The organism is Tannerella sp., from assembly GCF_052170195.1.
In the GTDB taxonomy this organism is placed as follows: Bacteria; Bacteroidota; Bacteroidia; order Bacteroidales; family Tannerellaceae; genus Tannerella.
This window is the reverse complement of record NZ_JBQNAZ010000050.1, coordinates 1-16275: the sequence shown is the minus strand read 5'-3', so window position 1 is coordinate 16275 and position 16275 is coordinate 1. Positions and strand designations below refer to the sequence as shown.

Genomic DNA, 16275 nt, shown 5'->3' with positions numbered 1-16275 from the left:
GCCTTGTCTTTTTATCCTGCCGGTGTAAAATCTCGGAGATTTTATCTAAATTTGCGAGCAAAAATCAGAGCTATGTTTGAAAATTTAAGTGACCGGTTAGAACGCTCGTTTAAACTGTTGAAAGGCGAGGGTAAAATTTCCGAGTTAAATGTGGCGGAAACGCTGAAAGACGTGCGTCGGGCCTTGTTGGATGCCGATGTCAATTATAAAGTGGCCAAGCAGTTTACCGATACGGTAAAAGCAAAGGCGATGGGGCAAGATGTGCTCACTTCGTTGAAACCCGGCCAATTGATGGTTAAAATCGTACATGATGAACTGGCGGCCTTAATGGGAGGTGCGGCAGCCGAATTTAATCTGACAGGATCACCTTCCGTCGTGCTGATGGCCGGTCTGCAAGGTTCGGGAAAAACGACTTTCTCGGGTAAGCTGGCCAACATGTTGAAGAGCAAGAAAGGAAAAAATCCTTTGCTGGTAGCTTGCGACGTATATCGTCCTGCGGCTATTGACCAGCTGCATGTTTTGGGTGAGCAGATCGGTGTGCCGGTATATTCGGAACGGGAAAATAAAAACCCAGTCGACATTGCGCTTCACGCCATTCTCGAAGCGAAGAAAACGGGGCGCGACTTAGTCATTATCGATACGGCCGGTCGTTTGGCAATTGACGAGCAGATGATGGAAGAGATCGCAACAATCAAAAAGGCTATCCAGCCGAATGAGATATTGTTTGTTGTCGACTCGATGACCGGACAGGATGCCGTGAATACGGCCAAAGAGTTTAATGATCGACTGAACTTTTCGGGTGTGGTGCTTACCAAACTTGACGGGGATACACGCGGTGGTGCAGCGCTTTCAATACGCACTGTAGTTGATAAGCCGATTAAGTTTATCGGTACCGGCGAAAAAATGGACGCACTTGATGTGTTTCACCCCGAACGAATGGCCGACCGAATTCTCGGTATGGGTGACGTCGTCTCGCTCGTTGAGCGTGCACAGGAACAATACGACGAAGCGGAAGCACGCCGAATCCAAAAGAAACTTGCCAAGAATCAGTTCGACTTCAATGATTTCCTCGGACAAATCCAGCAAATCAAGAAAATGGGTAATCTGAAGGATTTGGCTTCCATGATTCCGGGTGTGGGTAAGGCGCTAAAAAATATTGACGTCGATGAGAATGCATTCAAAGGCATTGAAGCCATTATCTATTCAATGACTCCGCAAGAGCGAACGAATCCTTCTATTCTGAACGGTTCGCGCAGACAGCGTATCGCTGCCGGTAGCGGCACGTCGGTACAGGATGTAAACAAGCTGATCAAACAATTTGACGAAACACGTAAGATGATGCGAATGATTACGACCGTCAAGCCGGGCAGCCGGATGATGCGTTCACCTTTTCGCAGATAAAAATAAAAAGTCATGGAAGAACAGGTTTATCAATTAATCGATGGCAAGGCCGTGGCAGCCCAGGCCAAAAAAGAATTAGCTGCCGAAGTAGCAAACATCAAACAGGCGGGAGGGAAAATTCCACATCTTGCAGCCATATTAGTCGGCCACGACGGGGGGAGCGAGACGTATGTGATGAACAAAGTAAAAAGTTGCGAAACTATCGGATTCCGGTCGACCCTGATTCGTTGCCAAGCCGATATAACCGAAGAAGAATTACTCCGTAAAGTACAACAGCTGAACGAAGATGATGATGTGGACGGTTTTATCGTACAGCTCCCGTTACCGAAACACATTTCAAGTCATAAGGTGATCGAAGCAATTGACTACCGGAAGGATGTGGATGGCTTCCACCCGATCAATGTCGGACGGATGGCTCTTGGACTGCCTTGTTTCAAGTCTGCTACCCCTGCGGGAATTGTCGAGTTGCTGCGACACTACAAAATCCCGACCAAAGGGAAGCATTGCGTGATTCTGGGGCGCAGTAACATTGTAGGCAAACCGATGGCTACGCTGATGATGCAGAAAGACTATCCGGGCGATTGCACGGTGACGGTCTGCCACAGTCGTTCTGAAAATCTGAAGGAGATGTGTCTGAGTGCCGATATCATCATTGCCGCATTGGGCGTTCCCGAATTTCTGAAAGGAGATATGGTCAAGGATGGAGCCGTTGTGATTGATGTCGGTACCACGCGTGTGCCGAGCAGTGTCACCAAGAGCGGTTACCGCCTGATGGGCGATGTGGCCTTTAACGAAGTAGCTCCGAAGTGCAGCTATATTACGCCTGTTCCCGGTGGAGTAGGCCCGATGACAATCATTTCGCTCATGCGCAACACCCTGTTGGCAAGCACAAAATCGCTTTTCTCTTCAGCAGAGAAATAGTCTTTTCGTTCATCGACTAAAAAAACTGTCTTGAGACAGAGTATTACAAAGATTCTGCCTTCAGGAACACATAAGGCAGACATCTGAAAGAGAAAGAGGCAGGCCGTTTTTGAAAAAAAAGAAATACGAGCCTGCCTCGCTATTCGAAGCGGATCGTCTTAGCCGGACTGATCTTGGTGATCAGGTACGAAGGAGCAAGCATCATCAAGAGTGAAACGACGGATGCTCCGAGATTAATCAACAACCATGAGCCCGGTGTCAGATGAATCGGAACGGCATCAAGGTAATAGACGGAGGGATCGAGAGACAGCGGTCGGAAAAAAGATTGTATCCAACACAGCGCCAACCCGATGATATTTCCCCAGAGCATCCCTTTGCCGATCAGAAAAGCCGAGATATACAGAAAAACACGTCGCAGGCTGCGGTCTTGCTGACCGAGCGCTTTCAGAATGCCGATCATGTTGGTACGTTCAAGGATGATGATCAGCAGCCCCGAAATCATCGTAAATCCCGATACGGCCATCATCAATACAAGGATCACCGCAACATTCAGGTCAAGCACATCAAGCCAGCTGAATATCATCGGATTCAGTTCTTTGATAGAACGAACATAAAAAATATTCCCTTTACGGTCACGACGATTGAGTAGCCGATCATCGACAGCAGCAGCCACCTCATCAAGATCGTCGTAATCATCGACCTGCAGTTCCAGTCCACTGACAGCGTCAGCCTCCCATCCGTTCAGGCGACGGATATGCTTGATATCAGTCAAGACAAACAGTTTATCGTAATCCGTAAAACCGGTATCGTAGATGCCACAGATACGGAATTTACGCGCCCTCACCTCGTCCTGCACGAAGTAGGCATGAAACGAGTCGCCGCAACGCAGGCGAAGCATATCGGCCAGTTGTTGTGAGATCAGCACATCGTTCGTCACCTTTCCCGTATCAATACTGAAGAGCTCTCCTTCCTTCAGATGCTTCCTGAAAAATGTCCAGTCATATTCCACATCAACGCCCTTGAGAACGACTCCTTGAAAATCCGTTTCAGTCTTAAGGATACCCGGTTTGGTAGCGAATGTCTCAACATGGCGGATACCCGACAGAGTGCTCAGGAGAGACTTCAAACTGTCACCGACAAAAATCGGCGCCGTTTCATACGACGAATTGCTGTCGAAGTTGGAAACCCGGATATGCGATCCGAAACCGACCATTTTATTACGCACCTCCTGCTTGAACCCTACCACGATCGCCACCGAGAGGATCATCATAGCCACACCCAATGCAATACCGGCTACAGCAATACGCACAGCCGGCGGGGTGACTCGTCTGCTGTCACCTCTTTCTTTCGAGAAATGAATGCGTCGAGCAATAAACAGTTCAAAATTCATCCCTCACGCCAACGATATATTCCCTTTTTTGTATATCTTCATTCCGTTCTTAATAACCTATACTGCACGCCATATTTGGCGGTACGTATCCAACGCACGGGCCAAAACATCAAGCGCCTTAGCCAGTTCTTCTTTTTTTAAGACATAGGCAATACGCACTTCGTTTCGTCCATAGCCGGGTGTCACATAAAAGCCCGAAGCCGGAGCCATCATCACTGTCTGTTTTTCATAAGCGAAATCGCTCAGACACCATGCGCAAAACGTGTCGGCATCGTCGATCGGAAGTTTGGCCACCGTATAAAATGCCCCCATCGGAAGAGGTGAATAACAGCCCGGTATACGGTTCAAACCCTCGACAAGAAAGTTACGCCGCTGCAAATATTCGTCATAAACGGCACGCATATATTCCTCAGGCGTATCGATAGAGGCTTCGGCAACGATTTGTCCGAGAAGCGGCGGACTGAGACGTGCCTGACACCATTTCATCACGCTCTTCTTCACTTGCGCATTCTTCGTAACCAAGACGCCGACACGAATACCGCATTCGCTGTAACGCTTCGACACCGAATCAAGCATGACCACATGTTGCTCAAGTCCTTCAAGGTGGAAAGACGATACATAAGGTGCATCCGTATAGCAAAACTCACGATATACTTCGTCCGCAAAAAGAAATATATTATATTTTCGAACAAGTTCGCTCAAACGACGCATCTCTTCTGCCGTATAAAGATACCCCGTCGGATTGTTCGGGTTACAGATCATAACCGCTTTTGTGCGAGGTGTGATCATATCTTCGAACTTATCGATCGACGGCAAGGCAAACCCATCTTCAATCGACGAAGGTACAGCCTTCACCACAACGCCGCACGATATGGCAAACGCCATGTAATTCGCATACGCCGGTTCGGGGATCAGCAACTCATCGCCCGGATTCAGGCAAGCCAGAAAAGCAAAATTCACAGCCTCCGATGCTCCCGCCGTAACGATAATATCATCCGTATCGACCATGATGCCGAAACGGTGATAATAGGTCACCATTTTTTTACGAAAACTGAGTAACCCTTCGCTCGGACTGTATTCCAAGACCTCACGATTGATATGACGCATGGCATCAAGTCCTACTTCCGGCGTTCGAATATCCGGCTGCCCGATGTTGAGATGATAGACTTTGATTCCTCTCGCTTTCGCTTCATTGGCTAACGGAACTAATTTCCGTATCGGCGATTTGGGCATATTAATCCCACGTTGTGATATTACCGGCATTTCTTTTCTTTTAAAAGTTCGATGCAAACATAGATAAAAAAGCCGAGATTTTTATCTATCAGTCCATAAAAATCAAAACCGGAGCATGCTATCGGTAATAAACATTTTTCAAGCATAACGTTCGATTGATTCACGAACTTATCCTTATGAAAATACTCCCCACCCCGCATTAATTCTCGAACAAACTTATACAAATCGGTTGCGAAATTATCCCGATATCACCGATTTTTTAACGCATTCCATACAGGAAGTCGTTTTTTTTACGTACGTTTGCATGTTAACAATAAAAAAAATAAAACAGTAAAAACATGATAGATTTAGCGATTATCGGGGGCGGACCGGCCGGATATGTGGCCGCAGAACGCGCAGCTGCGAGAGGACTTGACGTAACATTGTTCGAAAAGAAAGATTTAGGTGGTGTCTGTCTGAACGAAGGATGCATTCCGACAAAGACATTACTCTACAGTGCAAAGGTGTACGATTATGCCAAGCACGGTGACAAGTACGGCGTCTATGCCCCGGATGCGACATTCGACTTCGGCAAAATCATTGCCCGCAAGAACAAAACGGTACGTAAACTGGTGGCCGGCATCAATTCCACGATGAAAGCGCACAACATACAGGTCGTAAAAGGAGAAGCACACATCAAGGGACGCACGGAAGAAGCCATTGAGATTCATTGCAACGACGAAACGTTTCAAACTAAAAATTTGTTGCTGTGCACCGGCTCGGAGGCTTTTATCCCCCCTATCCCCGGAGTCGAAGAAGCCGGAGACCGCGTCGTAACAAACCGCGAGATTCTGGCTATGAAAGAGCAACCCTCTTCGCTCGTCATCATCGGAGGCGGTGTGATCGGCATGGAGTTTGCAAGCCTGTACAACAGTCTCGGTTCTGAGGTTACGGTTATCGAGATGCTACCCGAGATACTGGGCGGATTAGACAGTGAGATCAGTGCGATGTTGCGTGACATCTATACGAAAAAAGGTATTCGCTTCCACCTCTCGTGCAAGGTAACAGAGATCAAAGACAACGAAGTGATTTTTATGGATTCCGAAGGTGCGCAGGGCTTCGTTACAGGAGAGAAGATTCTGATGAGCGTCGGCCGACGGGCTGTCACGACAGGGTTCGGACTGGAGACGTTAGGCGTAGAAACAGAGCGCGGAGCTGTCAAAGTCGATGCCAAGATGCGGACAAACGTACCGAATGTCTACGCAGCCGGCGATATCACAGGATTTTCGATGTTGGCCCACACAGCCAGTCGCGAAGGCGAAGTGGTGGTCAACAACCTCACCGGACTGGAAGACGAAATGCGTTATCACGCCATTCCCGGCATCGTTTACACCAATCCTGAGGTCGCGACGGTCGGTCTGACCGAAGAACAAGCCCGACATAAAGGCATCGAGTACGGGGTTGTCAAGCTTCCGATGACTTATTCCGGCCGTTTTGTGGCAGAAAATGAAGGAGCGAACGGACTTTGCAAAGTGCTTTTCAGCCCTCAGCGGAAGATACTGGGCGTTCATCTACTGGGCAATCCTTGCAGTGAAATGATTCATGGTGCATGCATGGCCATCGAGCAGGGAATGACGGTTGAGGCACTTCAAAAAGTCGTATTCCCCCACCCCACCGTATCGGAGATATTTAAAGAAACATTATTTACAATAAAGTAACCATGAAAAATACACCGATAAACTACGATACCGCACGACGTGTGATTGACCGTTATCAATTACAGGATTTCGGTAAGGCGACCATCCGTGAAGTGGTAGCCATCTCCAACCAACTGGAGCAGGAAACCGGCATCGAATTTATTCACATGGAGATGGGTGTTCCGGGATTACGGCCGGCACAAGTCGGCACGGACGCCGAAATCGAAGCCTTACAAAAAGGCATTGCCGCTATCTACCCCGATATCAACGGACTGAAAGCGCTCAAAGAGGAAGCCTCTCGCTTTATCAAAGCTTTTATCGATATCGATCTCTCTCCCGAAGGATGCGTACCGGTGACCGGCTCCATGCAGGGCACGTTCGCCTCTTTCCTTACGTGCGGACAGTGCAACCCTGCAAAAGACACGATTCTGTTTATCGATCCGGGCTTCCCCGTTCAAAAACAGCAGATCGCAGTCATGGGCTATCGGTATGCCTCATTCGATGTTTACGAACATCGGGGAGAGAAACTCGCAGAAATCTTGGAAAAATACTTGTCGCAAGGAAATATTGCTGCTCTCGTCTATTCAAACCCGAACAACCCGGCATGGTTCTGTCTGACGGATAACGAACTGAAAACGATCGGCCAAATAGCAACGAAATACGATGTGATTGTCATCGAAGACCTTGCCTATTTTGCCATGGATTTCCGCAAAGACCTCGGCACACCGTTCCAACCACCTTTCCAGCCCAGTGTCGCTCGCTATACCGACCATTACATCCTGCAAATCTCCGGATCGAAAGCGTTCAGTTACGCAGGACAGCGCATTGGAGTAGCGGCAATCTCCGACAAACTATATCATCGGACTTATGAGGGACTGACCCAACGGTACGGGAGCGGAACATTCGGAACGGTCTATATCCATCGCGTGCTCTACGCGCTTTCTTCGGGAACCAGCCACTCGGCGCAATACGCGCTCGCCGCAATGTTGAAAGCCGCATCGGACGGAACGTTCGACTTTGTCAACGAAGTCAAAGAGTACGGACGACGGGCAGCCAAACTTAAACGGATTTTCACCCGTTACGGTTTCAAAATCGTTTACGATCATGATCTGGACGAGCCGGTCGCTGATGGATTCTATTTTACGATCGGTTATCCGGGCATGACCGGAAGTCAACTGATGGAAGAGTTAATTTGTTACGGTATCAGCGCTATTTCGCTCACAACTACGGGAAGTCGGCAGGAAGGGGTACGAGCATGTACCTCCTTTATCAAGCCACATCAATATGAGTTACTTGAAGAGCGGTTAAAAATATTCGATGAAAATCATACGGCGTAATAACGTGCAGAATATTGTACTTTTTTAACAATAAAAATCTCTTTTTTTCTTGTTCTTCTTAAAAATACATATTATATTGCCGGCCGAAATTGAGGATTATTCGTAATTGTAACAATGGCTCAATATAAAGACATCTTCAAAATCAAACATAACGACTTGCAACCGGAAAAGGGAAAAATTCTGATTTCTGAACCATTCTTGCAAGACGCTTATTTTCAACGATCCGTAGTATTATTAGTCGAACATAATCATAACGGTTCGATGGGTTTTGTTGTAAATAAACCGACCGGATTGATTGTAAATGATTTCTTTCCGGAGCTGAAGAAATCTCCGGTTATCCCTATTTATCTTGGCGGGCCTGTCAGTTCGAATCGATTATTTTTTATCCATTCGCTCGGCCCGGTTATTCCGGACAGCGTGCAGATTGAAGAAAATCTATATTTTGACGGTGATTTCGAAGCGTTAAAGCGTTACATGCTTAGTGGTAACCCTTTCAACGAGCGTATAAAATTCTTTTTAGGTTATTCCGGTTGGACTAAAAACCAATTAGATGGTGAAATCGTACGTGATTCATGGTTAGTCAGCCATTCATCCGACCGCAGTCTGATGCTCGCGCATGACGATTCGTTCTGGACGCGTTCCGTCGAGCTTCTCGGTCGCCCGTACGAAACGTGGATCAACTACCCCAAAAACCCAGAAATGAATTGAAGAGAAATTATACGATACGCGGTTCGGCGTGTACTACGATAACAATTAACAATTATTACGTCAAGCTCACACTCTGTGCCGGGGGAATGATTTTTTTCTCCCAACGCTTCGCATTGGGCTGAATGAACACACCCTTTCGGGGCTTAGAAGATTCAGCAATCCATTAGCGTTCAACCAACGAACAATCAGACCAATCAACATCTAAGCGCCCGCGGAGCAGTAAACACCCGAAGGGTATTCAACGCCCGCAGGGCTTACAAGGGCTGAAAGCCCGATTTACTTCACATTTCCGAAGCAGCGAAGCTACGCCTTTTCCAGTGCTTGTTCCACATCGGCGAGGATATCGTCGATATCTTCGATTCCGACCGAGAAACGTATCAGATCGGGAGCCACCCCCGCGGCAACCAACTGCTCGTCGCTAAGCTGACGATGCGTATGGCTGGCAGGATGCAGCACGCAAGAACGCGCATCGGCTACATGGGTTACGATGGATACGAGCCGAAGAGCATCCATGAAACGGATCGCATGATCACGTCCGCCCTTGACGACATTCACGCCGTGTGCCTTCATCGACGCGCCGATGCCGGCCACAAGTTTCCGTACAACCTTGTTCTTGCGAGCCACGATCTTACCGTAGTCAAACGCAGCGCCCTCGGTCGTGACGCCATACTTGTCGCCGTGACGCGCATAGTCGTACACCTTGGCGCTGTAGAGCAGCGTCTTAGTCGGCACGCAGCCCTCGTTGAGGCAGACACCGCCGAGATTATTCTTTTCAAAGAGCGTTACGCTCAATCCTTTCGCTCCGGCGCGCTCGGCAGCCACATAGCCGGCCGGCCCGCCTCCAATGATTGCTAAATCAGTCATGATTATTTTCTCTGTGTTTATAGTGAATGTTGTATCCGGGAGGTAGATGCCCCCGGATCGGTTATCGTTTCGCTTTCTCGAAATAGAACACGGCCTTAGCCTCAGGTACGGAGAGCTTCAGTTCGCGGTTGCCATTGAAGAACTCGATTTCCAGCTCCTTATCCCCGTTCGGATTGACGCTGTAGTAGCGCCCGCTGCGCTTCACCCAGGGGCGTGTCAGATCTTCCTGCTGACACTTCTCGTTGCGCAGCGATAGGGTGAACTGGTCTTGCATAACAGTAATCGCTCCTCTCAAGCATTGACCTTCTCGCGTCATGTACTCCGTGCCGTTGATTACCACCTTAGTGGTTACCCACGATCCCACAAAGGGGTCGAGGTGGCTGTAATCTGCATTGCGGCGGCGAAGCACAAATATGATCGGATCTTTAGATGAACTAAAGGTGAGGATCAGCTCTCCATTCTTCATCTGGTAGGTAGCCTTCATCGAATTGGCTTGCCCCTTCCACGTGGCGTTAGCCGACTTGGTGAAGTGCAGTTCGTTACCCACTTTCGTGTAGTCCCAATACTCGTGTCGATTGGTGCACTGGCCGTTCGCAGAATAGACATTGTAGTAGATAAACGTGCGATCGGTGAAGGTGGCATAGATGCCGGACACACATTTGCGCGGAGGTACCCACCAGCCATAGTTTCCGGTAGTCCCATGTTTGTCTTTGAACATATACAACTCCCACTCTCCTTCGAGGGGGTAGTTCGTGTCAGGCTCGTTCTCTTTCGAGCAGGAGGAGGCCACGACGAGCGTGGCGAGGACCGCAAGGGTCATGAGAAATACTCTTTTCATAGGGGTGTATAATTAAATGTGATGAGTGGTAGTCAGGGGTTGCATCTGATAGCTTGATTCATACCTGCTGGAGCGCCTGCTCCACGTCGGCCAGGATGTCCTCGATGTCTTCGATGCCGACGGAGAAACGAATCAGATCCGGGGCGACACCGGCCGCCTTCAGTTGCTCGTCGGTCAACTGGCGATGCGTGTGGCTGGCGGGGTGAAGCACCGACGAACGTGCGTCGGCTACGTGGGTGACGATGGCCACCATCCGCAAGGCGTCCATGAACCGGATGGCCTCCTCACGCCCACCCTTCAGACCAAACGTCAGCACGCCGCATGAGCCGTTGGGCAGGTACTTCTGCGCCGCCGCGTGATACTTATCGCCCTTCAGGCCGGGGTAATGCACCCACGCCACCTTCGGGTGTTGGCTGAGGTATTCGGCCACGGACAGCGCGTTGGCACAGTGGCGCGGCATGCGCAGGTGTAGCGTCTCGAGGCCGAGGTTCAGCAGGAAGGCGTTCATCGGCGCGGGAATGGCGCCGAGGTCGCGCATCAACTGTACCGTTGCTTTGACAAGATAAGCTACTTTTCCGAATTTTTCCGTATAAACAATGCCGTGATACGAAGGATCGGGCGTGGTCAGGCCGGGAAATTTGTCTTTGTGAGCGCTCCAGTCGAAATTTCCACTGTCGACGATGGCTCCCCCGACAGCTGTAGCATGACCGTCCATATATTTCGTTGTCGAGTGGACGACGATATCTGCTCCCCATTCGATAGGGCGGCAGCTGATCGGTGTGGCGAGCGTATTATCGACAACCAACGGTACTCCGTGACTATGTGCTATACGTGCAAATCGCTCGATGTCGAGCACCGCTCCGGCCGGGTTAGCCAGCGTCTCGCCAAAAACGGCTTTCGTATTCGGACGGAACGCCTTTTCAACCTCTTCGTCCGTCGTCTCCTGATCGATAAATGTCACATCGACCCCCATCTTTTTCATTGTCACGCCGAGCAGGTTGAATGTTCCCCCGTAAATCTTCGAGGTACAAATAAGATGGCCGCCCGTTTCACAAATATTGAACAGCGCATAAAACACTGCCGCCTGTCCGGACGAAGTAAGCATAGCAGCCGTACCGCCTTCAAGCGAAGCGATTTTGGCAGCTACACTTTCGTTCGTCGGATTTTGCAGACGGGTATAAAAAAATCCAGAAGCCTCGAGATCGAACAGTTTGCCCATCTCATCACTCGTTTCATATTTGAATGTCGTACTTTGATAGATCGGCAATACACGAGGTTCACCGTTTTTAGGCTGCCAGCCTCCCTGTACACAGACCGTACCTTGTTTTTGTTTCTTCATCTTTACTTTTATTGTTTGTTATTCGAGGGGCAAAGATAGAAAATTTTTAGACACATCAGACTATTTAAACGATATCCATCGAATAATTTCTTTCAGGTTAGGTTTCTTTCCGTACATCAGAATACCGACACGATAAATCTTAGCCGAGAGCCACGTCAGACCGATGGCGGAGGCAAACAGCAAAGCAACAGAAAGCAGCATTTGCCAGAGCGGCGTCTCATAAGGGATGCGCATCATCATAACCACAGGCGATGTGAACGGGATCATGGAGCACCAAAAAGCCAGCGGGCCGTCGGGGTTCTCGATGCTGTAAATACCGGCATACAAAGCGAAGACAAGGATCATGATGATAGGTGTCATGAACTGCTGAGAATCTTCGGGATGATCAATGACGGAACCGATGGCCGCAAAGAGCGAGGCATACAGCAGATACCCTCCGAAGAAATATATGACAAAGAAAAGCAAGATTTCGGTGAAGTTGAACGATTGCAGTTTAGCCATCCACTCGCCCATCTCGCCGGCAGCAGCCGTGCCTCCCTGCTGCATCGCCGCGGCAGCGTCGGCTCCTATACCGAAGAAGAGGCCGATCAACGTGACACCGACCATTGTAAGAATTGTCCAGAGAAAAAGTTGGGTCAGTCCGACAAGACCGATACCGATGATTTTACCCATCATAAGATCGAACGGACGGACGGACGATACCATGATCTCCACGATGCGGTTTGTCTTTTCTTCCGATACGCCCTGCAGCACCATCGAACCGTACATAATAATAAATGTATAGACCGTTATTGTGAAAAGGATGCCGATGGCATAAGCCAACGAAACAGACGACTGGCTCTCGCGGCCGTCGTCACTCAGCTTGATGGTTTGCACCTGAAACCGTATCTGACTCTCGCGAATGATTTCTTCCAGCCCCGGTATTTGATACGACGCGATTTTATCGCTTTCGATTTGTTTGCGCAACGTTTCATTCACGGTGCGCGACAAAGATTCGGGTATCTGCTTGTGCGAATAAAGAGCGGCTGCCTGAGGATGTTCCAACAGATCGTCGGTAATCGTGAGCGTAGCAAACACCTCCTTCATCTCCGGAGACGATGCCGGTGCAGATACTTTTCCGTCGAAAAAGCGGTAATTGTCGATATCTTTAAACAACGACACATATTTGCCCGTATCATCGATGACAGACACATAAAATATTTCACTGCTCTTGATGGACGACAGCCAGAGCGGTACGAAAATCAGTGCGATCATCAGTAACGGGGTCAGAAGCGTCAGCAGGACGAACGATTTTTTTCTGACCCGACGAATGTATTCCCGTTTGATAATTAATCCTATGCTATTCATGACGGTTGCGATGTGTGTTGTGTGACGGTACGGATAAAAATATCATTCATCGATGGTAGCACCTCGTTGAACGAATGTATGTCATGCTGTTGCGCCAAGGCAGCCAGCAGCGATGAGTTACCGACGCCTTCGGCCTTCCGGATGTGCACCTCGGTATGTCCGTGCATGATCTTTTCGGAAAGCACGGTGAACAATCCCGGTACAGACGCGATGGGCCGCCCGCCGGCAACGGCTATGCGGAAAATATTCTCCTTGAAACGCTCGCGTACTTCGTGAATATCACCCGAGAGGACGACATGCGAGCGGTCGATCAGCGCAATCTCGTCGCATATCTCTTCGACCGACGGCATGTTATGCGTCGAGAAAATCAGCGTCCTCCCCTCCTCTTTCAGTTGCAGCATCTCCTGTTTCAGCCGTTCGGCATTGACGGGGTCAAAACCGCTGAACGGCTCGTCGAAGATCAGCAAGGCCGGTTCGTGCACGACTGTGATGATAAACTGCACCTTCTGCTGCATCCCTTTCGAGAGCTCTTCGAGTTTACGGTTCCACCACGGCATGATGTCGAATTTCTCGAACCATGCGGTCAGTCGCCTGTTCGCTTCGCGGCTGCTCAACCCTTTGAGACGGGCAAAATAAACGGCCTGCTCGCCCACCTTCATTTTCTTATACAGTCCGCGTTCTTCGGGCAAGTACCCGATCCGATAGATATCCTCGTATGTCGAAGGCCTTCCGTCGAAACGCACCAGCCCGCTATCCGGGGCAGTGATACGGTTAATGATCCGGATCAGTGTCGTTTTACCGGCGCCGTTCGGACCTAACAACCCGAAGATCTTCCCCTCCGGCACCCGGATGCTGACATCGTCGAGCGCACGATGATTCGCATACTGTTTAACGATATGTTCCGCTTCTATAAAATACATATAAACTACATTTTTAGTATGATTCGTTCTCCCAATTCTTTGCTCAGCGCCAGCTTGATCTCGTTCAGCCGTTTTTGTTCCTTCATCTGCTCGATCGCTTCGTCGATGCGTCCTTCGGCCTGCAATTCCTTGATTTTTTTATTGATGCCCGCAATCTGCTGTAACAGGTGAGCGCCTTTGAGGGCGAACAGGTCGCGTACGATCGCTCTTTCTCGCATTTTCATCTGCCGACGGTTCATTTCTTCGCGTTCTTCTTCGGTCGGTTCCGTTGCCGTTTCTTCAGGCGTTTCGTTCCCGAAACCGATCTGATAGATGCTGCCCGCAAGATTCGTAGCCACATACGAAACAGCCGGATCGGGGTGAGACGAGAAATAGCTCTCCGCCTTAAATCCGGGATAACGACACTGATCGACCGCCTCTTCAAGCATCCTGCAAAAGAGAGGCGTAGAAAAAACAAGGTGATCTTTCTGCAATTCTTCGCTGATGTATTCGGCTACACGGATGACGACGCGCTCGCCACTCGCCTCATCCGTATAATCATACAGCACCAACTCGCCTTGCGAGACGACGTAGCGGAGCAGCGCCTCCTCAATGGCTTGGTAAGGCGCAGGAGGCGTGCGTTTTTGTGATGTCGGCGCAACGGACTGCTTTACGGAATCCGTTTCCGGGGCATGCTCGCCCTCCGAAGCGGGCGCGTGCGACGGCGGCTCTTCCCCTTCCGATGAGGCGGAACGAGCCGATGACGGATCGACGGGCGGAGACGGAGGCGGAGACGGCACACGATAAAGCGACGGCGCGCGCCGTCGCTGGGCGCGTATTTTATTCAGTTCGGCCAGCAGCACCGGCTCTTTGATCTCCAACAGATGGCTACACTCTTTGAGGTAAACGGAACGGATGATATTATCAGGTATCACCGCGATGGAATGCAAGATATCCGATATCAGGGATGCGCGTTTAAGCGGATCATTCCCCGCCTCATCGAGCAGCAGTTGCGTCTTGAAGCGGATAAAATCCGTCTCATGCTCCTGAATATACACCGAAAATTCAAACGCATTGCGCGAACGCGCGAACGAATCCGGGTCCTCGCCGTCGGGCAGCAGCAACACTTTCACGTTCATACCCTCTTCGAGCAGCAGGTCGATCCCTCGAATGGCGGCCTTGATACCGGCCGCGTCGCCGTCGTAGAGCACCGTGATGTTGTTCGTCATCCGGTGAATCAGATGAATCTGGCGTTGCGTGAGCGCCGTCCCCGACGAGGCGACAACATTCTCGATGCCCGACTGATGCATGGAGATCACGTCGGTATATCCTTCGACAAGGAAACATTTGTCGGCCTTTGCAATCGCCTGCTTCGCAAAATACAGGCCGTACAGTTCGTTACTCTTATGATAAATCTCACTCTCGGGCGAGTTGAGATACTTCGCCGTCTTCTTTGTCTGATCAAGAACACGCCCGCCGAATCCCACTACCTTGCCGCTAAGCGTATGAATGGGAAAGATCACGCGTCCGCGAAACCGGTCGCTCCCGCCCCCGTCGTCGTAAAACGTAACAAGGCCGGTTTTCTCAAGGTATTCCCTGCGATAGCCTTTGCCGATGGCCGACTGATAGAGGTCGTCGCGCTTCTCGAGGCTGTATCCGAGTTGGAATTTGCGGATCGTCTCGTCGCGAAACCCGCGCTGTACAAAATAAGACAGTCCTGCAACACGTCCCTCTTCATGGTCGAGCAGCCGCGAAGTAAAATGTTTCTGCGCCCAACTGTTGAGGACAAACATGCTCTCACGGTCGCTCTGCGAACGCTTTTCCTCGTCGGTCAACTCACGTTCCCGCACCTCGATATGATACTTTCTGGCCAGAAAACGCAACGCATCCTGATAGCTCAGTTGCTCATGTTTCATGATGAAATAGACGGGCGATCCGCCCTCGCCGCACGCAAAGCATTTACAAATATTCTTGGCCGGCGAGACGTAGAACGAAGGCGTTTTATCGGTATGAAAGGGACACAAACCGACGAAGTTCACCCCGCGCTTGCGCAGCGTGACAAATTCCGACACAACATCCACAATGTTTGCCGCTTCCAAAATCCGCTCCCGTGTTATCGCATCAATCATCGTCTCCTTTTTTTTGAGGAAACAAAGGTAAAAAAAATATTGGATTCATTTTATTTCTTGCCGATTGAGATAGTCTCGGGCCGGTATTGTTAAGTTGCTATAAGTTTTGAAAACATTAAAAAAAACCAACGCGCTTATAATCAAAGCAGTGCAATTCTAAAAAAACAAAGTTCTATACTAATTTAACAATGCC

At 49.7% G+C, this 16275-nt stretch carries 12 protein-coding genes and 2 pseudogenes; 5 read left to right on the top strand and 9 right to left on the bottom strand.

The genetic code is table 11. The features are described from left to right. The first annotated feature begins 72 nt into the window (after positions 1-72). A complete protein-coding gene (gene ffh / locus ACTTKA_RS10720) occupies positions 73-1401 on the top strand; it encodes a signal recognition particle protein (protein WP_442714923.1) in 1329 nt (442 codons plus the stop codon). Between the two features lie 12 nt (positions 1402-1413). Continuing rightward, entirely contained in the window at positions 1414-2322 is a 909-nt protein-coding gene (gene folD, locus ACTTKA_RS10715) for a bifunctional methylenetetrahydrofolate dehydrogenase/methenyltetrahydrofolate cyclohydrolase FolD (RefSeq protein ID WP_442725032.1), read from the top strand. Between the two features lie 139 nt (positions 2323-2461). Here folD and ACTTKA_RS10710 read toward each other — a convergent pair whose 3' ends face one another. Both ACTTKA_RS10710 and ACTTKA_RS10705 read right to left on the bottom strand, forming a co-directional pair. Beyond that, entirely contained in the window at positions 2462-3712 is a 1251-nt protein-coding gene (locus ACTTKA_RS10710) for an ABC transporter permease (RefSeq protein WP_442725031.1), read from the bottom strand. Positions 3713-3769: 57 nt separating this feature from the next. Continuing rightward, positions 3770-4975, bottom strand: a complete 1206-nt coding sequence (locus ACTTKA_RS10705; RefSeq protein WP_442725030.1) for a pyridoxal phosphate-dependent aminotransferase — start codon at positions 4973-4975, stop codon at positions 3770-3772. A gap of 308 nt (positions 4976-5283) precedes the next feature. On the opposite strand from ACTTKA_RS10705, the gene lpdA reads away from it, so the two are divergent. The 3 genes from lpdA (at position 5284) to ACTTKA_RS10690 (ending at position 8666) form a co-directional block, all read left to right on the top strand. Next, positions 5284-6642, top strand: a complete 1359-nt coding sequence (lpdA, locus tag ACTTKA_RS10700) for a dihydrolipoyl dehydrogenase (protein WP_442725029.1) — start codon at positions 5284-5286, stop codon at positions 6640-6642. Between the two features lie 2 nt (positions 6643-6644). Further along, a complete protein-coding gene (locus tag ACTTKA_RS10695) occupies positions 6645-7958 on the top strand; it encodes a pyridoxal phosphate-dependent aminotransferase (protein WP_442725028.1) in 1314 nt (437 codons plus the stop codon). Between the two features lie 114 nt (positions 7959-8072). Then, complete coding sequence (locus ACTTKA_RS10690; protein ID WP_442725027.1) at positions 8073-8666, top strand: YqgE/AlgH family protein; 594 nt, start codon at positions 8073-8075, stop codon at positions 8664-8666. Positions 8667-8969: 303 nt separating this feature from the next. Here the strand turns inward: ACTTKA_RS10690 and ACTTKA_RS10685 are convergent. The 7 genes and pseudogenes from ACTTKA_RS10685 to dnaG form a co-directional block, all read right to left on the bottom strand. After that, a pseudogene (locus tag ACTTKA_RS10685) lies at positions 8970-9152 on the bottom strand (PLP-dependent transferase); the annotation flags it as partial. Positions 9153-9203: 51 nt separating this feature from the next. After that, positions 9204-9530: pseudogene (locus tag ACTTKA_RS10680) on the bottom strand (FAD-dependent oxidoreductase); the annotation flags it as partial. Positions 9531-9591: 61 nt separating this feature from the next. Continuing rightward, positions 9592-10350, bottom strand: a complete 759-nt coding sequence (locus ACTTKA_RS10675; RefSeq protein WP_442725026.1) for a hypothetical protein — start codon at positions 10348-10350, stop codon at positions 9592-9594. Between the two features lie 76 nt (positions 10351-10426). Beyond that, positions 10427-11707: an O-acetylhomoserine aminocarboxypropyltransferase/cysteine synthase family protein gene (locus ACTTKA_RS10670; RefSeq protein ID WP_442725025.1), complete on the bottom strand. Its 1281-nt coding sequence runs from the start codon at positions 11705-11707 to the stop codon at positions 10427-10429. A gap of 60 nt (positions 11708-11767) precedes the next feature. Then, positions 11768-13054, bottom strand: a complete 1287-nt coding sequence (locus ACTTKA_RS10665; RefSeq protein WP_442714965.1) for an ABC transporter permease — start codon at positions 13052-13054, stop codon at positions 11768-11770. Beyond that, positions 13051-13974, bottom strand: a complete 924-nt coding sequence (locus ACTTKA_RS10660; protein WP_442725024.1) for an ABC transporter ATP-binding protein — start codon at positions 13972-13974, stop codon at positions 13051-13053. Before ACTTKA_RS10660 ends, ACTTKA_RS10665 begins: the two co-directional genes overlap by 4 nt. Before the next feature lie 5 nt (positions 13975-13979). Then, positions 13980-16082 carry a DNA primase gene (gene dnaG, locus ACTTKA_RS10655; RefSeq protein WP_442725023.1) on the bottom strand — a complete coding sequence of 701 codons (2103 nt, stop codon included), beginning with the start codon at positions 16080-16082 and terminating at the stop codon, positions 13980-13982. Between the last annotated feature and the right edge of the window lie 193 nt (positions 16083-16275).